At 68.8% G+C, this 20,161-nt stretch carries 17 protein-coding genes and 1 pseudogene; 12 read left to right on the top strand and 6 right to left on the bottom strand.

The window, feature by feature from the left end:
* Window positions 1–256 precede the first annotated feature (256 nt).
* Window positions 257–1,129 carry an EamA family transporter gene (locus tag LY40_RS03290; protein WP_258935890.1) on the bottom strand — a complete coding sequence of 291 codons (873 nt, stop codon included), beginning with the start codon at window positions 1,127–1,129 and terminating at the stop codon, window positions 257–259.
* 263 nt (window positions 1,130–1,392) lie between these two features.
* Here LY40_RS03290 and LY40_RS03295 point away from each other — a divergent pair, with 263 nt between their 5' ends.
* Window positions 1,393–1,572, top strand: coding sequence for a DUF7455 domain-containing protein (locus tag LY40_RS03295; RefSeq protein ID WP_183652685.1), 180 nt, complete (start codon window positions 1,393–1,395; stop codon window positions 1,570–1,572).
* Window positions 1,573–1,950: 378 nt separating this feature from the next.
* On the opposite strand, the gene LY40_RS03300 is transcribed toward LY40_RS03295, so the two are convergent.
* Window positions 1,951–3,681 carry a DEAD/DEAH box helicase gene (locus LY40_RS03300; RefSeq protein WP_183786053.1) on the bottom strand — a complete coding sequence of 577 codons (1,731 nt, stop codon included), beginning with the start codon at window positions 3,679–3,681 and terminating at the stop codon, window positions 1,951–1,953.
* A 356-nt stretch (window positions 3,682–4,037) separates the two neighbouring features.
* On the opposite strand from LY40_RS03300, the gene LY40_RS03305 reads away from it, so the two are divergent.
* Window positions 4,038–5,402 (top strand): YihY/virulence factor BrkB family protein, encoded by a 1,365-nt coding sequence (locus tag LY40_RS03305; RefSeq protein ID WP_258935891.1) that lies wholly within the window; start codon window positions 4,038–4,040, stop codon window positions 5,400–5,402.
* A gap of 72 nt (window positions 5,403–5,474) precedes the next feature.
* On the opposite strand, the gene LY40_RS03310 is transcribed toward LY40_RS03305, so the two are convergent.
* Window positions 5,475–5,723, bottom strand: a complete 249-nt coding sequence (locus LY40_RS03310; protein ID WP_183786055.1) for a DUF3039 domain-containing protein — start codon at window positions 5,721–5,723, stop codon at window positions 5,475–5,477.
* Between the two features lie 61 nt (window positions 5,724–5,784).
* On the opposite strand from LY40_RS03310, the gene LY40_RS03315 reads away from it, so the two are divergent.
* Both LY40_RS03315 and LY40_RS03320 read left to right on the top strand, forming a co-directional pair.
* A complete protein-coding gene (locus LY40_RS03315; RefSeq protein ID WP_372497672.1) occupies window positions 5,785–6,768 on the top strand; it encodes a pseudouridine-5'-phosphate glycosidase in 984 nt (327 codons plus the stop codon).
* The gene (locus LY40_RS03320; protein ID WP_258935892.1) at window positions 6,765–7,661 is read left to right on the top strand and encodes a carbohydrate kinase family protein; all 897 of its coding nucleotides are present in this window, start codon (window positions 6,765–6,767) and stop codon (window positions 7,659–7,661) included. The genes LY40_RS03315 and LY40_RS03320 overlap by 4 nt, the downstream gene beginning before the upstream one ends.
* A gap of 242 nt (window positions 7,662–7,903) precedes the next feature.
* On the opposite strand, the pseudogene LY40_RS03325 reads toward LY40_RS03320, so the two are convergent.
* Window positions 7,904–8,243, bottom strand: a pseudogene (locus LY40_RS03325) (DUF3099 domain-containing protein); the annotation flags it as partial.
* Between the two features lie 123 nt (window positions 8,244–8,366).
* On the opposite strand from LY40_RS03325, the gene LY40_RS03330 reads away from it, so the two are divergent.
* The 4 genes from LY40_RS03330 to LY40_RS03345 all read left to right on the top strand — a co-directional run bounded on the left by LY40_RS03330 (window position 8,367) and on the right by LY40_RS03345 (window position 13,924).
* The gene (locus LY40_RS03330; RefSeq protein WP_183786061.1) at window positions 8,367–9,920 is read left to right on the top strand and encodes a DUF7782 domain-containing protein; all 1,554 of its coding nucleotides are present in this window, start codon (window positions 8,367–8,369) and stop codon (window positions 9,918–9,920) included.
* The gene (dtd, locus tag LY40_RS03335) at window positions 9,917–10,342 is read left to right on the top strand and encodes a D-aminoacyl-tRNA deacylase (RefSeq protein ID WP_183786063.1); all 426 of its coding nucleotides are present in this window, start codon (window positions 9,917–9,919) and stop codon (window positions 10,340–10,342) included. Before LY40_RS03330 ends, dtd begins: the two co-directional genes overlap by 4 nt.
* 252 nt (window positions 10,343–10,594) lie before the next feature.
* Window positions 10,595–11,719: a sigma-70 family RNA polymerase sigma factor gene (locus LY40_RS03340; protein ID WP_258935893.1), complete on the top strand. Its 1,125-nt coding sequence runs from the start codon at window positions 10,595–10,597 to the stop codon at window positions 11,717–11,719.
* Between the two features lie 525 nt (window positions 11,720–12,244).
* Window positions 12,245–13,924 (top strand): fumarate hydratase, encoded by a 1,680-nt coding sequence (locus LY40_RS03345; protein ID WP_258935894.1) that lies wholly within the window; start codon window positions 12,245–12,247, stop codon window positions 13,922–13,924.
* Between the two features lie 74 nt (window positions 13,925–13,998).
* On the opposite strand, the gene LY40_RS03350 is transcribed toward LY40_RS03345, so the two are convergent.
* Complete coding sequence (locus LY40_RS03350) at window positions 13,999–14,436, bottom strand: SRPBCC family protein (RefSeq protein WP_258935895.1); 438 nt, start codon at window positions 14,434–14,436, stop codon at window positions 13,999–14,001.
* 40 nt (window positions 14,437–14,476) lie between these two features.
* A complete protein-coding gene (locus LY40_RS03355; RefSeq protein WP_183786069.1) occupies window positions 14,477–14,929 on the bottom strand; it encodes a hypothetical protein in 453 nt (150 codons plus the stop codon).
* A 41-nt stretch (window positions 14,930–14,970) separates the two neighbouring features.
* Between LY40_RS03355 and LY40_RS03360 the strand changes: the two genes are divergently transcribed.
* From LY40_RS03360 to LY40_RS03375, 4 genes are all read left to right on the top strand, one after another.
* The gene (locus tag LY40_RS03360) at window positions 14,971–16,206 is read left to right on the top strand and encodes an APC family permease (protein WP_183786071.1); all 1,236 of its coding nucleotides are present in this window, start codon (window positions 14,971–14,973) and stop codon (window positions 16,204–16,206) included.
* A gap of 124 nt (window positions 16,207–16,330) precedes the next feature.
* Window positions 16,331–17,059, top strand: a complete 729-nt coding sequence (locus tag LY40_RS03365; RefSeq protein WP_258935896.1) for an NrtR DNA-binding winged helix domain-containing protein — start codon at window positions 16,331–16,333, stop codon at window positions 17,057–17,059.
* Between the two features lie 23 nt (window positions 17,060–17,082).
* Window positions 17,083–18,210 carry a 5'-methylthioadenosine/S-adenosylhomocysteine nucleosidase family protein gene (locus LY40_RS03370; RefSeq protein WP_258935897.1) on the top strand — a complete coding sequence of 376 codons (1,128 nt, stop codon included), beginning with the start codon at window positions 17,083–17,085 and terminating at the stop codon, window positions 18,208–18,210.
* Window positions 18,207–20,159, top strand: a complete 1,953-nt coding sequence (locus LY40_RS03375) for a hypothetical protein (protein ID WP_258935898.1) — start codon at window positions 18,207–18,209, stop codon at window positions 20,157–20,159. Before LY40_RS03370 ends, LY40_RS03375 begins: the two co-directional genes overlap by 4 nt.
* Window positions 20,160–20,161 lie beyond the last annotated feature (2 nt).

The raw sequence follows: 20,161 nt of genomic DNA on the forward strand, positions 1-20,161 counted from the left end.
ATCCGGCAGTCGCCGCGATCTCCCGAGTCGTCGGCCTCCCAGGCTGGCGCGTCCGGTGTGGACACACCAGCGGTGCAGCTTTGCCGATCTCAGGCGAGAATCACGGGAACCGTCCATTGTGTCCGGAAACACCTCCCGATGGATCGACCAGGGCCGGAAACGGCGGGGTCGTGCCCGACGGTGGTGCGCAAGCGCCCCACCTGCCGTGCCGACCATGCCCCCGCCGGCACGACGGGGTCGGGACGGGTGGGCGAGATCAGGGCGGTTCGCGCACCGACTCGTCCGAACCCCGCGAGCGCAACAGCACACCGCACACGACGGCGAGGATGCCGAGGGCCTCCGTGAGCGCCGGCACCTGCCGCAGCACCACCAGTCCGACCAGCGTCGCGGTCACCGGCAGCAGGGCCAGCAGGACGGCGAACCGCGCCTGCCCGACCCGCCGCAGGACCACCTGATCCAGGCCGTACGGCACAACGGTCGACAGCAGGCCGACGCCGATGCCGAGCAGGAGCAGGTCCGGCTCGGCCCACACGCCGCCCGTACCGAGCGCCAGCGGGCTGAGCACCACCGTCGCGACTGCGAAGCCCACCGCGAGGCTGTCGATCCCGTTGCCGCCGAGCGCGACCTTCTTGCCGAGCACGATGTACCCGGCCCACGCCGCCGCGGCGGCCAGTGCGAACGCGACGCCCGCCGGACTGCCGCTCCACTGCACGTCGGCGATGGCCAACACGCCCGCCACCACGAGTGCCAGCGCGGCGAAGTCCCGCTTCGTGCGCGAGCCGAGCGCGGCGACCAGCACCGGCCCGACGAACTCGATGGCCGTGGCCGTGCCGAGGGGCAACCGGGCGATCGCCTCGTAGTAGACGACGTTCATCAGGGCCGTGACCACGCCGAACGTGCCCGCCAACAGCAACGGCCTGCCTCGCCACGCCGCCCGGCCCGGCCTGCGCCATGCGAGAAGAATCACAGCGGCACCGAGGCAGCGCAGCCACGCCACGCCCGCCGGGGTCGAGGCCTCGAAAAGCCACACGGCAACGGCCGCGCCCACGTAGATCGAAATTCCGCTGAGAACGAACAGGGCCGGTGCGGGAACCGTGTCGATTCGCCGTTTCGCAGCCGAGATATCCACACGACGATGGTGCCCGACCACCGAAAATACCCAGCTGAGGGCCCTGCGCGCCGCACCGCGGTGACCACGCACGAAACGGCCGCCGACGCAAGGACGGCCGCGACGTGACACACCTCCCACCGGCGCGGGAACACTTGCGGGCGCCAAAACGTCTGTAAGAGTGGACGGCAGCGAACAACGAAAGCGGCAACCAGAGCCGACTTCGTTCTCGCGGCTGAATTGATGGCATCGGCGCGCCGATGCCGGGACGGAGGGAGACTCCCATGACTTCACCGACGCTCACCCGCCCCGAACTGACCCGCGCGGACCGTTGCGACCGGTGCGGAGCCGCAGCCCAGTTGCGAGCGGTACTCCCCAGCGGCGGCGAACTGCTCTTCTGCGGACACCACGGCCGTGAGTACGAGGCCAAGCTGAAGGAACAGGACGCCGACATTCAGCGCTGAGTAGCCATCACCAGCCGTCAACACGGCTTGTCCGGAGTCGGGACCGGGGCGAGGAGCGGAGCGGCACTGAGAGCGCCGCTGTGAGGCCCGCACCGACATGACAACAACAGCCGACACGCAGTAGGGGCGGAACCCGATTCGGGTTCCGCCCCTACTCGGTTCCGCCCCTACTCGGTTCCGCCCCTACTCGGTTCTGCGCCCGCTCGGTTCGGTGTCTCCTCGGTTCCGTGCCCGCTCGGTTCGGTGTCTCCTCGGTTCCGTGCCTGCGCGTTGCCGTCACCACGGGCACGGCGCCCATCGCACGCAGGGCCGCATCTCCGCGTGGGCACGGTCACCGCGCACAGGGTCTCGGCGGGCACGCGCACCGCGAGCCCGCGGTCACCAGGAGCGCAGTGTCGCGATCCGCTCCTCGAGCTGTTCGACGGTCGCCATCGCCGTCGGCGGGCCGCCGCAGATCCGCCGCAACTCGTTGTGGATCGCGCCGTGCGGCTTCTTCGTCCGGTGGTGGTAGACGCCGACGAGCGCGTTCAGCTCCTTGCGCAGCGCATGGATCCGCTCCCCGACCGCCTGCGGCCGCGCCGCGGGCTCGGGAGCGGCCGGTTCGGGCTGCTTCGGCTTCCGTCGCTGTTCGTCGGCGAGCTGCTCCTCCTGCCGCTTGCGCAGCAGTGCCCGCACCTGATCGGGTTCGAGCAGCCCCGGCAGACCGAGGTACTCCTGCTCCTCCTCGCTGCCGGAGAACACGGCGGTGCCGAACGAGTCGCCGTCGTAGATCACCTGGTCGAGCTCGGCCGACGCGCCGAGCGAGGTGAACGCCTTCTCCTCCTCACCGGGCTCGTCCTCGGTGCGGTTGGCCGCCAGCAGCAGCTCGTCGTCCCAACCGTCCTTTTCCCGGTGGGGTTTGCCCAGCACGTGGTCGCGTTCGGCCTCCAGCTGGCTGGCCAGCTCCAGCAGCACCGGCACGCTCGGCAGGAAGATGCTCGCCGTCTCCCCCGGCTTGCGCGCACGCACGAAACGGCCGATGGCCTGGGCGAAGAACAGCGGCGTCGAGGCGCTCGTGGCGTAGACACCGACCGCCAGCCGCGGCACGTCGACACCCTCGGACACCATCCGCACGGCCACCAGCCACCGCTCCGTCGACTCGGCGAACTCACCGATGCGCTGGGTGGCCTTCGGATCGTCGGACAGCACGACCACGGGCGGCTCCCCCGCGATGCGCTGCAGGATCTTCGCGTAGGCACGCGCGGAGTCCTGGTCGCTGGCGATCACCAGCCCACCGGCGTCCGGTATCCCGTTCGCCCGCAGCTGCGAGAGCCGCGTGTCGGCGGCCTGCAGCACCGACGGCACCCACTCCCCGCCCGGATCGAGGGCAGTGCGCCAGGCCCGCGCGGTCTGTTCGGCCGTCAACGGCTCCCCCAGGCGGGCGGTGAACTCGTCGCCCGCGCTGGTGCGCCACGACGCCTCCCCGGAGTAGGCCAGGAACACGACGGGCCGCACGACACCGTCGGCGAGGGCGTCGGAGTAGTTGTAGCTGCTGTCGGCCTTACTGCGCAGCGCACCGTCGGCGTCCGGTTCGTAGGTGACGAACGGGATGGGCGAGTCGTCGCTGCGGAACGGCGTACCGGTCAGGGCCAGCCTGCGGACCGCAGGGGTGCAGGCCTCCTCGACGGCCTCACCCCACGACTTGGCATCGCCCGCGTGGTGGATCTCGTCGAGGATCACCAGTGTCTTGCGGTTCTCGGTGCGGACGCGGTGCAGGTTCGGATGCGCGGCGATCTGCGCATACGTGACCGCGACACCCTGGTAGTCGGACGAGGTGACGCCGGTGGTGTTGCGGAAGTTCGAATCGATCGCGATGCCCGCGGCCGCGGCGGATGCGGCCCACTGGTGTTTGAGGTGCTCGGTCGGCGTGACGATCGTGATCGCCTCGATCGTCCGGTCGGACAGCAGCTCGGCCGCCACCCGCAGACCGAACACGGTCTTACCGGCACCGGGCGTCGCCACGGCGAGGAAATCCTTCGGCCGCTGCGTGAGGTACTTCGTCAGCGCCCGGCGCTGCCATGCGCGCAGCGGCCGGGCCGTCGCGTCGCTGTCGGGCTCCGGTGCGGACACGGCGCGCTCCTCGTGGCGCGCCTGAGCCGACCTCTGGTCCGACGTCGCCGACACAGCCGATGCACTCCCCTTTCCCACCAGAACCGACAACGGTCACCGGCCGTCCGCCGGTGACCCGTTCGCGCACACCCGCCCACCGGGCGGCTCGCACAGCAAAACCCTCCCGCGCCGACCGGCTCCGCTGGCGGCCGTCGTGGTGAGGGCGCGTCGGAAAGAGTACCCGGACCGTCCGACAGGATCGGCTCACGGCCGGGCCCGCGACATCGCCCGGCGAGGCAGTTTCCCGCGACACGCCGGGGCCGATCGCACGGGCGAGCGCGCCGATTCCGACCCGATGGACCATGCTGGGACCCGTCATGAACGACCAGAACATCGGCAGGCCCACCGGCGACGAGGCGTCCGCACCGCCGGGCGGCGACGCCGGCACCGACGAGCGCCCCGCGGACACACCGGAACACGGCCCGGAGCGCTCACCGTCGGGCGGCCAGAAGGCGCCGCGACGTCGCAAAGGCCCGTTTCGCCTGCTCGGGCGCACGTTGAACAAGGCGTGGGAAGGCAACATCTTCTCCGAGGCCGCCGAGGCCGCCTTCTGGCAGACCCTGTCCCTCCCGCCGCTGCTGCTGGGCCTGCTCGGCAGCATCGGCTACATCGGCGACTGGTTCGGGCAGCAGGTCGTGACCCGGGTCCACGACAACATCATCGGGTTCGCCGACACGATCTTCAGCGACAGCGTGGTCCAGCGGATCATCGAACCCACGGTCAACGACATCCTGACCACCGGCAAGGGTGAGATCGTCTCCGTCGGTTTCCTGATCTCACTGTGGGCCGGGTCGTCGGCCATGTCCTCGTTCGTCGACGCGATCACGGTCGCTCACGACCAGTACGGGGTGCGCAACGAGGTCTGGCAGCGGATCTTCGCGCTGCTGCTGTACATGGCGAGTCTGGCACTGCTCATCGTCGGCCTGCCGATCATCGCCATCGGGCCGGACCTGTTGCCCGACTTCTTCCCCCCGGAATGGCGACCGACCGTGTCGACGTGGGTCGGCACGCTGTACTACCCGACGGCCGGCGTGGCGCTCGTGCTGGCCCTGGCGACGCTGTACAAGCTCTCGCTGCCCCGCAAACTCCCGTGGCACCGCGGCCTTCCCGGCGCCGTGCTCGCGATGGTGATCTTCCTGCTCTCCAGTGTCGGGCTGCGGCTCTACATCGGCTGGATCACGACGACCGGCTACACCTACGGTGCGCTCGCCACGCCGATCGCCTTCCTGCTGTTCGCGTTCTTCATCGGCCTGGCCATCGTCGCGGGTGCCTACTTCAACAGCGCCATCCAGGAGCTATGGCCCGCCAAGCCGACCCGCAGGCAGCGGCGAGCCTGGCAACGGCTCGAACGGGAACGCGCCGCGGAACACATCAAGGCCGACGAGAACCGGCCGCTGGCCAGCCGAACCACGCTGCCGCTCCGCAGGAAGCCGTCCCGGCAGCCGGGACCGTCCCGGGATCCCCGCAGCACACCGCGGGAAGGCACCACACAGGAGCACACGGCACACGAGGGCCCGGCACACAGGGGGACAGCACACGACGCCGTGCCACCGAACGACGCAGCACACAACGATCCGGGCCACAACGATCCGGGCCGTAGCGGCCCAGCTCAGGGCGGCCCAGCTCAGGGTGACGCCGTCCGTGACACGGCCCCACAAGACGACCGGGCGGCCGACGCCTGACGTGGCGGCAGCCCGGTCAGGCCGGGAACGGCCGCCCGGCCCGACTCCGGCGCGGCCGCACGGCCGGACGTGTCACTCGTCGCCGCCGGGCGGCAGGCCCTCGAAGATCTTCTTGCAGTCGGGGCACACCGGCGAACCCGGCTTGGCCGACTTCGTGACAGGGAAGACCTCGCCGCAGAGCGCCACCACGTGCGTACCCGTGACCGCACTCTCGGCGATCTTGTTCTTCTGCACGTAGTGGAACACCTCGGGGGCGTCGTCGTCGGTGCTCTCGGTGCCCTCGGGGCGGGTGTCGACATCAGGCAACGTTGCAGTGCTCATGTGCACCAGTTTGCCACCCACGGCCACACGAGTGGATGCCTATGGGCCAGGATTGCCCGCTGTGACCAGTACGCCCCGCCCCGCCACTCCCCGCCCCGCCGCTCCCCGCCACGCCGCGAATCCCGCCGCCGACGCTCCGGTGACGCTGTCGACCGAGGTCGCCGAGGCGCGCGATGCCGGCGCCGCCGTCGTCGCGCTCGAGAGCACGATCCTCTCGCACGGTCTGCCGGCCGGCCGGAACCTGGAGGTCGCGGCCCGGCTCGAGGACACGGTCCGCCGCGCGGGCGCCGTGCCGGCCACGATAGCGGTGCTGGACGGCACCCCGCAGGTGGGACTGACGGCGGCCCAGCTCGAACGTGTCTGCTCGGCGGACGAGGAACTCGACAAGCTCTCCGCCCGCGACCTCGGCCCCACCCTGGCCGCGGGCCGTTCCGGTGCGACGACCGTGGCCAGCACGTCGGTCCTGGCCCACGCCGCGGGCATCGGTGTGTTCGCCACCGGCGGCCTCGGCGGCGTCCACCTGCCCCCGCCGGGCGCGACGACGACCTGGGACGTCTCCGCCGACCTGGGCGTGCTCGGCCGCACGCCGATCCTGGTCGTGTGCTCCGGAATGAAGTCGATCCTCGACATCCCCGCCACGTTGGAGGTCCTGGAGACCGGTTCGGTACCGGTGCTCGGCTACGGCGTCGACGAGTTCCCCGCGTTCTACCTGCGTTCGTCGGGGCTGCCGGTGCCGCATCGGGTCGACAGCCCCGGACAGGTCGCCGGGGCGATGACCGCCCACCGGGCGTTCTCGTCGGCGGGCATGCTGCTGGCCAACCCGATTCCCGCCGAGGCGGAGATGGACCTCGAGCTGCACGACCGCCTGCTCGCCGAGGGCCTGGCAAAGGTCGGTGAGGCGGCGGTGAGCGGCGCCGACGTCACGCCGGTCCTCCTGGAGCATTTCCACACCGCGTCCGGCGGCGTGAGTCTCGACGCCAACGAGGAGCTGGTCGTCGCCAACGCCGAGCTCGCCTCCCGCGTGGCCGTGGAGCTCGCCCGATGAGGATCGTCGTCGTCGGCGACGCCGGCCTGGACGTGGTGGCCCGGCACGAGGGCCCGCTGGTCCACGGCGGCGACACTCGCGCCCAGGTGGGGCTGACCGGCGGTGGGGCCGGCGCCAACACGGCCCTGTGGCTGCGGGCCGCGGGCGCGGATCCGGTGCTGCTGGCCCGCGTCGGGGAGGATCCCGGTGGCCGGCTGCTGCGCACGGAGCTCGAGGCGGCGGGCGTCACGTGCGCCTTCGCCGTCGACGCCGACGCCGCGACGTGCTGCGTCGTGGTGCTCGTCGACCCCGACGGCCAGCGCACGATGCTGCCCGACCGGGGCGCCAACAAGCACTTCAGTCCCGCCGACGTCGACACGGTGGGCCCCAGGGCACTCGCAGGCGCCGACCACCTGCACCTGTCGGGTTACGTGCTGCTGGACCCGTCGTCGCGGCCCGCGGGCCTCGCGGCTCTCGAGGCCGCACGGGCCGCCGGGGTGCCGACGTCGGTGGACCCGCAGGCGGCCGCGCTCATCACCGATCCCGACCGGTTCCTCGCCGATGTCCGCGGCGTCGACCTGTTGCTGCCCAACGCGGCCGAACTGGCCGCGCTCACCGGGTCCGGCGATCCGGCCGCGGCAGGCGAACTGCTCGGGCACGTGGGAGCCGTCGCCGTCACCACCGGTCTCGACGGGGCCGCCTGGGTCGACGCTGACGGCATGCGGACCGTACCCGCGCAGCCTGCGCCGTGCGTCGACAGCACGGGAGCCGGGGACGCGTTCAACGCGGGCCTGCTCACCGCACGTCTGCGCGGCGAACCGGTGCGGGACTGTCTGACGGCAGGCGTGCAGCTGGGTGCACAGGTCGTCAGCCAGGTGGGCGCCCAGCCCGCACCGGGCTCACTGCCGGTCTGAGCGGCACGTCCGGCGGCGACGGATGTTGACCGGGCCCGGACAGGCCCGGGACGCAATGCGGCTCGCCGCCCGTCGCACAGCGGCAACCCCGGCGTGTACCGCGGCGACCGCTACTCGCCGGGCGCGCTGCCGCCTGCCGAACGTGACCACGACGCGGCGGACGCGTCCGGCCCGGACGTACCCGGTCCAGCAGCTCCGGGGGCAGCAGTTCCGGGGCCAGCAGCTCCCGCCGCTCCGGCGACGTCGATCACCTGGTGCGGAGTTGCCTCGAGTGCACGGTGCTGCCGGTGGTAGCGATTCACCTCTTCGCTCTTGCGGGGCGGCCGGTCGTTGGCGATGAGGACGGCGATCCACGGCAGCGGGATCGACAGCACGAGCAGCGCCAGTGCGAGCCACCACGTCTGGTAGAAGACGCCGGCCAGCACCAGGCACGGGAAGCGCATCCCCATCGTGAGGACGTACTTGCGTTTGCGGGCAGCGAGCTCGTCGTCGTAGGAGGGCGCCGCCTCGGTGATCAGGACCGGGTCGCCGGGCCTGTCGCGTTCCTCCACCGGCCTCACCTCCACGGGTCCATGCTCCCACCGCGACCCGACGAGCGACAGGCGGGGCGAGGCGCGCGGGCACCGGCGCCGGAGAGGTGATCCGCGCCCGTGCGGCCGACCACACACCGCCGGGCGGGCGTGAGCCGTGCGACGATGACACACCGTGAACAGTGCCGAATCCTCCGAGACCGTTCCCGCACTCACCCCCGCCGTGTGCGCGCGCCTGCGCGAGGCGCTGCTCCGCTGCCGGTACGACGTCGACGGCGTCACCGAAGCCCTCGGCTCGGCCGCGCACGCCGCGCTCGGTCGCGGTGAGCCGCTGCCCGCACTGCGCGCGAGCGCCGAGGCCGGCGAACTCGGCACCCTCGTCCGGCTGTTCCTGCTCGGCCGGAGCGAGCCCGCCGACGCGGTGGCCGCCGCGTTCGCCCCGCTGACCGTCGAGGACGCCGTCGCCGCGGCGATCCTGCGGCCGGACGGCGACGGGTTCCGCGCGGGCCTGGACATCCGTCCGCACAGCGACGACGAGGGGTCGTGGTGGGTGGTCGCCGACCTGGACTCCGACCAGCTGGGCCGTCCGGTCGACCGCGAACACGTCCTCGGGGTCGGGCACGCCTCGCTGAGCCTGGTGCGGGCGACGAGCCGCAGGCCGGTGGGATCGCTGCTCGACCTCGGCACCGGCAACGGGGTGCAAGCGCTGCACGCCAGCAGGCACGCCGAGCACATCACCGCCACAGACGTATCGGCGCGCGCGCTGGCGCTGGCGCGCGCGACGTTCCTGCTCAACCAGCTCGACGTCGAACTCGTGCAGGGCGAGTGGTTCACACCGGTGGCGCGCCGCCGGTTCGACCAGATCGTGTGCAACCCGCCGTTCGTCGTGGGGCCGCCGCGCGTCGACTACACCTACCGCGACGCCGGCCTCGGCGGCGACGACGCGAGCGCACTGGTCGTCCGGCAGCTGCCGTCGCTGCTGACCGACGGCGGTGTGGGGCAGCTGCTCGCGTCCTGGCTGCACGTCGGCGACGAGGACTGGTCGGACCGCGTCACCCGCTGGCTGCCGCACGGCACCGACGCGTGGTTCGTGCAACGCGACGTGGCCGATCCGGCACTGTACGTCGGCACGTGGCTGCGCGACGAGGGTATCGATCCGAGGTCGCCGGAGGGCCTGGCGAAGGCGGAGGCGTGGCTCGACTGGTTCGCCGCCCACGATGTGCGCGGCATCGGGTTCGGGTTCGTCACGCTCCGCAAGACGGCCGGCGAGCCGACGATCGTGTGCGAGGACCTGCGGCAGGCCTACGACGACCCGCTGGGCGCCGAGGCGGCGGCGTGGCTGGACCGCGTGGAGTGGCTGCGTCCCCGCGACGACGCAGCGCTGCTGGCGACGCCGTTCCGGGTGCCGGACAGCGTCGTGCTCGAACGGATCGACGCGCCGTCGGACGAGGGCTGGGAGACGTCGATACGGCGGCTGCACCGGGTCGACGGCCCCGGCTGGCAGCACGAGGTGGACGACCTCGCAGCGGCCCTGCTCGGCGGCTGCCGTGGCCTGCTGCCACTCGAGGACCTGTTGGAACTGCTGGCCGCCGCCCACGGCGAGGACGTCGCGCAGCTGCGCGGCACCGCGACGTCGCTGGTGCGTGAGCTCGTCCGCCACGGCATGCTCGAACCCGCCGGCGGATTCCCCGAGTCGGGCCCGCTGCCGGCGCGGGAGGCCGCGCGGTGAAGGCGGTCGTGACGAGGGTCACCGAGGCGACGGTGACCGTCGGCGGCGAGGTCGTCGGTGCACTCGACAAGCCGGGTTTGTTGGTACTACTCGGAATTCACACGGACGACACGTCGGACAAAGCCGACACAATGGCGCGGAAACTGCACGAAATGCGACTACTGCGCGACGATGAGTCGTGCGCCACGGCCGATGCACCACTTCTCGTCGTCAGCCAGTTCACCCTCCACGGCGACACCCGAAAAGGTCGCCGTCCATCGTGGACGGCCGCGGCCCGGCCCGAGCACGCGGAGCCGTTGGTGAACGCCGTCGTCGCCGCACTGGCCGAACGCGGCGCCCACGTGGAAACCGGCCGGTTCGGGGCGATGATGCAGGTCCACAGCGTGAACGACGGCCCGTTCACGGTGCTCGTCGACGTCTGACCACCTGCCGCCGCGTGCCCCCGTCCGGCGTGTGGTGAAACGTGAACGTGAGGCGTTGCACAGCACGGGAAAACCCCGGGAACGATTTCGCGTGGATCGACGTTGTTCGAGGTAACCGGCCACGAAGCCGGCCGGTGCGTAACGGTTCCGCAGGATTGATCGACTCTTCTGGGGAACACCGCGCGGCAACACACAGGCGGCGGGCGCCCGCCGCATCGCACCGCACGTGAGCCCGCCATCCGGGGAGGCAGAATGACCGTCCAGACTCTCGAACGCGAGGCCCGGGACATCCGCGACCGCGACACCGCGGCCGACGTCCCGATGCCCACGGTCGGTGCGGTCGAACCGGCCGCCGCCGACGCCGACGCCGACGCCACGGGCGCGGCGAACGCGGTGGCGTCGATACCGGAGCCCGTCGAGCCCGCGGCACGCGCCGCGCTGCAGCTCGAAGACCTCGACGCCCAGGGCCCCGCGGCCGACCTCGTCCGCGTGTATCTGAACGGCATCGGCAAGACCGCGCTGCTCAGTGCCGCCGAAGAGGTCGACCTGGCCAAGCGCATCGAGGCCGGCGTGTACGCCCAGCACCTGCTGGACGCCGCTGAGGGCCTCGCCGACGAGCGCGCGTGGGAGTTGCGTCTGGTCGCTCGGGACGGCCGCCGCGCCAAGAACCACCTGCTGCAGGCGAACCTGCGACTGGTCGTGTCGCTGGCCAAGCGCTACACCGGCCGCGGCATGCCGCTGCTCGACCTCATCCAGGAGGGTAACCTCGGGCTGATCCGCGCCGTCGAGAAGTTCGACTACGCGAAGGGCTTCAAGTTCTCCACGTACGCCACGTGGTGGATCCGCCAGGCGATCACCCGCGGGATGGCCGACCAGGGCCGGACCATCCGCCTGCCGGTCCACCTTGTCGAGCAGGTCAACAAGCTGGCCCGCATCAAGCGGGACCTGCATCAGAAGCACGGGCGGGAGGCCACCAACGAGGAACTGGCGGCCGAGTCGGGCATCTCGGTGGACAAGGTCTCCACGCTGCTGGACCACGCGCGCGACCCGGTGAGCCTGGACATGCCGGTCGGCAACGAGGAGGACGCCCCGCTGGGCGACTTCGTCGAGGACGCCGAGGCCGCCGACGCCGAGACGAGCGTCATCTCGGGCCTGTTGCACGACGACATGCGGCGGGTCCTGGGCACGCTCGACGACCGCGAGCAGAACGTGATCCGCATGCGCTACGGCCTCGACGACGGCCAGCCGCGCACGCTCGACCAGATCGGCCGCCACTTCGGCCTCTCCCGCGAGCGGGTGCGGCAGATCGAACGGGAAGTCATGGCGAAGCTGCGGCAGGGTGAGCGGGCCGACAAGCTCCGCGCCTACGCCAGCTGAGCCCTCCGGGGCGCTGGTCCTGTCGCAACGCTGGACCCCGCCGGAACGTCGGCTGCTCGCCTGTAACCCGGATCACGGCTGGTACGAACAATTCGGTGCCGAGAATCGCGCAACCTTTCGGCCGACCGGACGTCTACCTAGTGGGGTTAGGGCAACGCGGCACGCGTTCCACGGAGCATGCCGCCTGCCTGTCGAAGGCCGGGTCCCTCGGGGTGGGGCCCGGCCTTCACCATGTCCGGCCCCGCCCGGGCCGCTCGTCGCCGTGCACCCTCGCCGTGCACCGCGACCCCGCCACTACCGCCGCGCCGGGCCCCACTCCCCTGCCCGTGCCCGTTACTGCCGGTCGGCCCGTCCGTCGTAGCGCGACTCCGCAGGCACACCGGCTGCGCGGCGGCCCGTCACCGGCGTGATCTGGATCGCCCGCCGCGCCCGGTGGCCGCCCCGGGGGGCTGCGGGCGTTGTACTGTCGGCTCGTTTCGTGAGTAACCGCCCTTTTACCGACCGCGTGCGAGGCGAGCAGCTACCGTGACCTCTTCCACTCCCCAGTTCGAGTACACCGACGTTCTCCCCAAGGGTAAGGACACCGAGACCGAGTACCGGCTCGTCACCGCCGACGGCGTCAAGGTCGTCGAGGCGGCCGGGCGCAGGTTCCTCGAGGTGTCGCAGGAGGCGCTGACCACGCTCGCGCGGACCGCGATCACCGACATCCAGCATCTGCTGCGCACCTCGCACCTGCAGCAGCTGCGCTCGATCGTCGACGACCCGGAGGCCAGCGGCAACGACCGGTTCGTCGCCATGGACCTGCTGCGCAACGCGGCGATCTCCGCGGGCGGCGTACTGCCGATGTGCCAGGACACCGGCACCGCGATCACGATCGGCAAGCGCACCGAGGGCGTGCTCACCGGCGGTACCGACGAGGAGGCGATCTCGCGCGGCATCTTCGAGGCCTACCGCGACCTCAACCTGCGGTACTCGCAGATGGCGCCGGTGAACTTCTGGGAGGAACGCAACACCGGCACGAATCTGCCCGCCCAGATCGAGCTGTACCACAAGGACGGCACCGACCCCGCCGACGGAGCCGACCCGTCGTACGAGTTCCTGTTCATGGCCAAGGGCGGCGGCAGCGCCAACAAGACGTTCCTCTACCAGGAGACGAAGGCCGTCCTGAACCCGAAGCGGCTGGCCAAGTTCCTCGACGAGAAACTGCGCGGACTCGGCACCGCGGCATGCCCGCCGTACCACCTCGCGATCGTCGTGGGCGGCATGTCGGCCGAGTACAACCTCAAGGTCGCCAAGCTGGCCTCGGCACGTGACCTGGACACGCTGCCGACCGAGGGCTCACCGCTGGGCCACGGCTTCCGCGACACCGACCTCGAACAGCAGGTCCTGGAGATGACGCGGCAGTTCGGCATCGGCGCACAGTTCGGCGGCAAGTACTTCTGCCACGACGTGCGCGTCATCCGGCTGCCGCGGCACGGCGCGTCCTGCCCGGTGGGCATCGCCGTGTCGTGCTCGGCCGACCGGCAGGCCAAGGCCAAGATCACGGCCGACGGCGTGTTCATCGAGCAGTTGGAGCGCGACCCGGCCCGCTTCCTGCCGGAGGTCACCGACGAGGACCTGTCGGACGAGGTCGTGCCGGTGGACCTGAACCGGCCGATGGACGAGATCCGCGAGCAGCTCTCGCAGTTGCCGGTCAAGACCCGGCTGAGCCTCACCGGCCCGCTGGTCGTGGCACGCGACATCGCGCACTCCAAGATCGCCGAACGACTCGAGGCCGGCGAGGAGATGCCGCAGTACCTGCGTGACCACCCGGTGTACTACGCGGGCCCGGCCAAGACTCCGGACGGCTACGCCTCCGGCTCGTTCGGGCCCACCACGGCAGGCCGCATGGACTCGTACGTCAGCCAGTTCCAGGCCGCGGGCGGCTCGATGGTCATGCTGGCGAAGGGCAACCGTTCGAAGCAGGTCACCGAGTCGTGCCGGCAGCACGGCGGCTTCTACCTCGGCTCGATCGGCGGCCCCGCCGCGCGGCTCGCCCAGGACTGCATCCACAGCGTCGAGGTGCTGGAGTACCCGGAGCTCGGCATGGAGGCGGTCTGGAAGATCGAGGTGGCGGACTTCCCCGCGTTCATCGTGATCGACGACAAGGGAAACGACTTCTTCGCCGAGACCTCCGAGCCGGTGTTGCAGATCTCGTTCCGCTGACCGGGCCACCGGCCCACCAGGCTTCCGGTGTCCTCCCGGCCGCGCCCCGATGCGGCCGGGAGGACACCGGAGGGTCACCGCTCGCCGAAGTGACGCGCGAGCCGTTCGAGGGTCTTGCGGATGGCGACCTCGTTCTTACGGGGGATCGGAGTGCGGTCCATCAGCGCCGCGATCCGCGCCGGAGCCCAGTCGAACGTCTCCGTGACGTCGGTGGTGCCGTCGTCGTTCGGTGCCAGTTCCCACCGCCACCGGTGGCCGTTGAAGTGGCGCCAGGCGATGAGCCGGTCCTGGTCGAATTCGACGACCTTGTTCGTGATGCGGTACTTCGCGCCCAGCTTCATGTCCATCGCGAACCGGGCCCCGAGTTCGAGTCGTTCCGGATTGCCGCCCCGGGCGCCCCGGACGGTGCCGGAACCGTCCAGAATCGGATGTTTCTCCGGGTCGGTGAGCAGGGCGAAGATCTCCGGCGCACTCGCGGGAATCGTGCGGGTGACGCTGACCTGTCGTGTCATACGCCCACGGTAGCGCCTACCTACTCGTCAGTAGATCGATCTACTCCTTGCGTTTCGTGTGTTCGAGCACAAGGGTGCGCTCGCCCAACGGCTGGTCGAGTTCGACCGTCACCGGCGGATAGCGGATGTCCATCGTGCACATCATCTTGCCCGCGGGCTCGGTCTCGACCAGCAGCACGGTCACGGTGTCGGCGCTCTGGTCGGTCACTTCGGCGCTGGCCTCGCCGCAGCCGCCTTCCTGCGCGGTGATGGTCAGCGAGGTGTCGTCGGCCTCGGCTTCCCGGGGAAAGCCGTCCGGCAGGCCGCCCGCGTTGAGCTGGGAGTCGGGCAGCGGACCGTCCTTCGCCTCGTGTTCGGCGGGCTGCTTCTTGAACTGCTCCGACGCCGACTCCGAGGGGCCGCTGCCCGCGTCCTGCTCGGCGGGCGGCTGGCCGCACGCCGACAGCACGAGCACGCCTGCGAGAACGCCGAGGGTCGTCTGTTTCCATCTCATGTTCGTCTGGACGTAACCGGGAGCCCGGTAGGTTGCATGCGATGACGGTGGATCGGCTCGCACGCAGACTGGGGACCCCGCAGGCGGTCGTCGTGGGCCTGAGCGCCATGGTCGGCGCGGGCGTCTACACCGCCTTCGCCCCGGCGGCGGCCGCCGCGGGCGGGGCGTTGCCCGTCGCGTTGCTCCTGGCCGCGGTGGTGGCCTACTGCAACGCCACGTCCTCGGCCCGACTCGCCGCGCGGTACCCCGAATCGGGCGGGACGTACGTCTACGGCCGGGAGCGCCTCGGTCCGTTCTGGGGATATCTGGCCGGGTGGGGCTTCGTCGTCGGCAAAACGGCCAGCTGCGCCGCGATGACACTCACCGTGGTCGCCTACGCTGCGCCCGGACTCGGCCAGCCGTGGCGCGGCCTGCTCGCCGTGGCGGTGGTCGCGGCGATCACGACGCTCGACTACCGCGGCGTGCACCGGTCCACCCGCGCCGCCGCCGTGCTGGTGACGGTCAGCCTGCTGGCGCTGGCGACCGCGGTCGTGGCGACACTCACTGCGGGCGATCCGCAGGCGAGCGGGCTCGACCCGACCGCGGGTGCCGGGCCACGAGGCACCCTGGAGGCGGCGGGGCTGCTGTTCTTCGCGTTCGCCGGGTACGCACGGGTGGCCACACTCGGCGAGGAGGTCCGCGATCCGGAGCGCACCATCCCCCGTGCCGTCGGGTGGGCGCTCGGCCTCGTACTCGCCGTCTACGCCCTCGTCGCGCTCGCGCTGCTGACCACCCTCGGCCCCGCCGGGATCGCGGGAGCCGAGGATCCGGTGGCCGAGGCGGTCGCCGCGACCGGGCTGACCGGCCTCGTCCCCGTCGTGCGCGTCGGTGCCGTGCTCGCCGCGCTGGGCGCACTGCTGGCGCTCGTGCTCGGCGTGTCGCGGACGGTGCTCGCGATGGCCCGTGACCGGCATCTGCCCCACGGCCTCGCCGCGGTGCATCCGCGGTTCGGTGTGCCGCACCGCGCGGAGGTCGCCGTCGGCGTCGTCGTCGCCACGCTGGCGGCGACCGTCGACCTGCGCGAGGCCATCGGATTCTCGTCGCTTGCCGTGCTCGTGTACTACGCGATCGCCAACGCGAGCGCGTTCACGCTCGGCCGCAGGATCGTTCCCGTCGCCGGGTTCGCGGGCTGCCTGCTGCTCGCCGCGAATCTGCCGATCGCGTCGGTCCTCAGTGGACTCGGCGTGCTCGCACTGGGCGCGCTCGCCTACGCCGTCAACCGTCGTCGATCTCGGTGAGCCTGCCGACGGCGGCGGAGAAGCCGTCCCAACTCCCCTGCTAACCGGGACACGGCAAGACCCACCTTCTCATCACCCAGTCGGACCCTTTTTGTCACTCTAACAAAAAGCTACGGTCTGCAACATGACCGACGACACCTGGTCACCACCACACATCCTTCTCGCCGTCGACCTCGTGATCTTGACGCTACGAGAGACCCACCTCCACGTCCTTCTCGTGGAGCGGGGCATCGAACCGTACCGAGGTTGTGCGGCGTTGCCGGGCGGCTTCCTCAACAACGACAGGGAGGGACTTCTCGCGGCCGCCCATCGAGAGCTCGACGAGGAAGCTGATCTCGACGCGACTCAGCTGCACCTCGAACAGTTGGGCACCTACGGCGATGCGAACCGCGACCCACGTGGACGTGTTGTCTCCGTGACGTACCTGGCGATCGCACCACGCCTGCCGGAGCCCACGGCCGGCACGGATGCCGCACGGGCCGCGTGGCGACCTGTCGACGCCATCGTCTCCGGCGAGCTTCCCCTGGCCTTCGACCACGACGTCATCATCGCCGACGGCATCGAACGGGCTCGCTCGAAGTTGGAGCACACCCCGCTCGCAACAGCGTTCTGCGAGCCGGTCTTCACGATCTCCGACCTTCAGCAGGTCTACGAGGCCGTGTGGGGAGTCGACCTGGACCCGCGGAACTTCTACCGGAAGGTGCAGAAGGTTCCGAACTTTCTGCTTCCCGTCGATGCCGAACGCCGAGTCACCAAGGGCCGACCGGCTCGGCTCTTCACCGCCGGACCTGCCACCACGCTTCATCCACCGATCCCGCGCCCGGACCATACCGCCTCTCGTCAGGGGGAATGATGACAACGAGCCACACTGTCGTCGTGCTGACCGCGCTCGATCTCGAGTACGACGCCGTACGAAATCGACTCTCGAGTCTCCGCAGCCATCCACACGACAAGGGCACCCGCTTCGAAGTGGGGACCATTCCCGGCACGACACACCGGATAGCCCTCGGACTCGCCGATAAAGGCAACCACAAGGCAGCCGTCATGGCCGAGCGCGCGCTCACCGAGTTCGAGCCCCTGGCCGTCTTGTTCATCGGCGTGGCCGGCGGGCTGTGGAACACACCACTCGGCGACGTCGTCATCGCCTCGAAGATCTACGCGTATCACGGCGGAACAAGTGAGGATGACGGCCTCAAGGCACGCCCGGAGTCCTGGCAGCTCGACCACCGGCTCAGCCAACTCGTTCATCAGCTCAAACGGGACAACCACTGGGTTGCCGACATCGGCCGTGACGAACCAGGCACCGCCCCGACCGCGCACATCGCGCCGATCGCCGCAGGCGAGATCGTGCAGAACTCCAGTACGTCACACGAGGCGACCTGGCTCCGCCAGCACTACAACGATGCCCGCGCGGTGGAGATGGAGGCAGCCGGCGTAGCTCAGGCCGGCCAGCTGAGCGGCGTCCCGGTCGCAGTCGTACGAGGGATCAGCGACCACGCCGACGGGACCAAAGCAACGACCTCGGATTCCGCATGGCAACCCGTCGCAGCCGACCATGCCGCGGCGTTCGGGGTCCGCCTCGCAAGTGAACTGGCCACAGAACAGGAGCATTCGACCATGACACAGCACGGGAACCCGAACGCGCATTACGTACAGAAGGTCGGGAATGGATCGGTGGCGATCCAAGGAAGTACCGTAACAAATAACTCATTCTCCACAGACGCAACAGCGCAGACTATTCGAACAGTTGCGGATTTTCGACGCGAGATCATGTCCCTCCGGTCCGAGTTGCGCCACCTGCAGGAAAGCAACCAGATCGACACGGACACTGCCGATGCCGCCGAGGCAGAACTCAATACAGCAGGCACAACACTTTCCGATCCGTCCACAACTAAGAAGTCTTTCATATTGGCACTAAAGCGCTTTCAGGGACTCGTAGGAAACATTTCAGAAGTGGCCGCACGGGTGGCGACAATGATCGCAGCAGCAGAAGGTCTCGCATGACAGAATCGGGTAACAAAGACCAGGGCGACACCTCCGTGAATATCGAAAACGGAGGGTTCGCGATCCAGAACAGCGAGGTCCACGCGTCAACCCACTTTGAACTGCGCGCGGACGCCACACCCCACGAGCTTCTCCAAAAGGCCCAGAAATTACTCGACGTCAGAGCTCGAACACAAGCACTTGAACTACTAAAAACCGCCGTAGCAGAACTCGGCACACTCGAATCCCGAGTCTACTTGGCACTCGCCTTACTCAGCGGACGCTCGCTCCGCGATCTCGACGAAGACGAAAGATGCCAACTCGACGGGCTTCGCCGGTTCATTAAATGGCACAACGACCCACTATGGACGAATACTGCAGAGCTCATCTGCGAACTTATCGACAGACATGACAACGGCACTCCCGACGCGGATCGCCTCGCTTGTCAAATTGAAAAGCTCGAACCAGAACAGAAAGGCCTCGTTTCCGATCATCTGAAACACGTGTTAGCCGGCGAGGAAAAAGAGCTTATTTGGGAGCAAATTCGACTCCGGGCAAAAGAGGGCCAGTACTCCAACAACCGCGAGGGTCGAATATGGGCATATTTCTGCCCGAAACCTGCCAGTGCACGCGCCCATATACCACCCCCGATCGCCACGACCAACAGTGACGTTCTCCATGCCAAATCCTGGCTCGCCATGCTATTGTTATCATTGACCTATATCGGCTGGTTTCTCGTAACGAACACCGGAATACCCACCGTAGCGACCTATGTCATTGCGGTAGGCTTAACCTTTGTCAGCGTGACTTGCGGAATGGAATGGCATTACCGGAGCAAGCGAATAGCGTATAAAGATCGCCTGTACACATACGACCCGTTTAGACGTCGCCCCGAAGCAGGGTTCGCCGGAAAGGTCACCGACTACGTCCGAGAGCGTTTTCAGAAGAGCATTCCAGCCAACGTTGACAAAAAGACTTGGATGGATGATACCGCAGGACTGAGAGCTGCCCTGTGCAACGAAATCGTGGATCTGTACGGCGATCAGAAGAAATACGTCGGCAAGGTCCGTTGGCTCATCTGCGACTTGACTTGGGATATCCAGAACCGATACACCAACGGATACCTTTATACATACCGGGAACGTTATCGCACGCCATACCCGACAAAACTTTGGTGCATTGGTGCAGCTGCACTGGGGGCTACATTCTGGATCGGCACGATAGTAGACCTTTTTTCAGCCTTCCCAATAAGAACTGCTGCCGCAGCACTCATAACACTGGGCGTAACATTAACTAGCGTGAAACGCTGGACACACATAGTCCAAGAACGACGCCGGTTTGAAGACGACGAAAACGAATACCAAGAGGATATTGCTCAACGTGAAGCGTGGCGGAACCGATGGTTGAAGAAGATCGACGACCACTGCCCCACCGAGGAGGAAATGGAGCACTGGCTCAATTGCGACACTACGCTCATCCTGGACAAAGCACTAAGAAACTATCGCATATCATGGACGGACGTGATTCGCGAAGCAACGCTCATATCACCTGCGGCCAACAGCTACCGCGCACGCCGAAATCTTGGCCCCTGGCGCTACTCGAAATACAATGTACAAACATTCCTTATCACCAGGGATGGCGTTCGTGAGATAAGTACCGAACTCGACTTCAAGAACCTTGACCCAGGAGAACAGGACCGTCACAACTTCCGGTTTGATGCGGTTTCCTCAATTCACGTCAGGCAATCAGCAGAGTCCGAGTACGAACTGAATCTTACCCTAACAAACGGCGACCCTCGAAATATACCGGTAGTCATTTCTTCCGGAGAAGGTCTACAGAAGTCCGAAAAGACGGAAAACGTGGCACAGATGAACCTCGATGCCTCTGGCTTTGTCCATACGTTACGACTGTTGGAAGGCATCGCGGCCGAGGGAAAGGAGTGGATCCAACGCGAACCGGTGCAACACTGACA

The organism is Prauserella salsuginis (genome assembly GCF_024648885.1).
GTDB lineage: Bacteria > Actinomycetota > Actinomycetes > Mycobacteriales > Pseudonocardiaceae > Prauserella > Prauserella salsuginis.

What these genes read in the sequence shown, in the direction of transcription:
- LY40_RS03295 (WP_183652685.1), top strand. Translation starts at nt 1,393, where the DNA reads ATGACTTCACCGACGCTCACCCGCCCCGAACTGACCCGCGCGGACCGT.
- LY40_RS03305 (WP_258935891.1), top strand. Translation starts at nt 4,038, where the DNA reads ATGAACGACCAGAACATCGGCAGGCCCACCGGCGACGAGGCGTCCGCA.
- LY40_RS03310 (WP_183786055.1), bottom strand. Translation starts at nt 5,723, where the DNA reads ATGAGCACTGCAACGTTGCCTGATGTCGACACCCGCCCCGAGGGCACC.
- LY40_RS03320 (WP_258935892.1), top strand. Translation starts at nt 6,765, where the DNA reads ATGAGGATCGTCGTCGTCGGCGACGCCGGCCTGGACGTGGTGGCCCGG.
- LY40_RS03340 (WP_258935893.1), top strand. Translation starts at nt 10,595, where the DNA reads ATGACCGTCCAGACTCTCGAACGCGAGGCCCGGGACATCCGCGACCGC.
- LY40_RS03350 (WP_258935895.1), bottom strand. Translation starts at nt 14,436, where the DNA reads ATGACACGACAGGTCAGCGTCACCCGCACGATTCCCGCGAGTGCGCCG.
- LY40_RS03355 (WP_183786069.1), bottom strand. Translation starts at nt 14,929, where the DNA reads ATGAGATGGAAACAGACGACCCTCGGCGTTCTCGCAGGCGTGCTCGTG.
- LY40_RS03360 (WP_183786071.1), top strand. Translation starts at nt 14,971, where the DNA reads ATGACGGTGGATCGGCTCGCACGCAGACTGGGGACCCCGCAGGCGGTC.
- LY40_RS03365 (WP_258935896.1), top strand. Translation starts at nt 16,331, where the DNA reads ATGACCGACGACACCTGGTCACCACCACACATCCTTCTCGCCGTCGAC.
- LY40_RS03375 (WP_258935898.1), top strand. Translation starts at nt 18,207, where the DNA reads ATGACAGAATCGGGTAACAAAGACCAGGGCGACACCTCCGTGAATATC.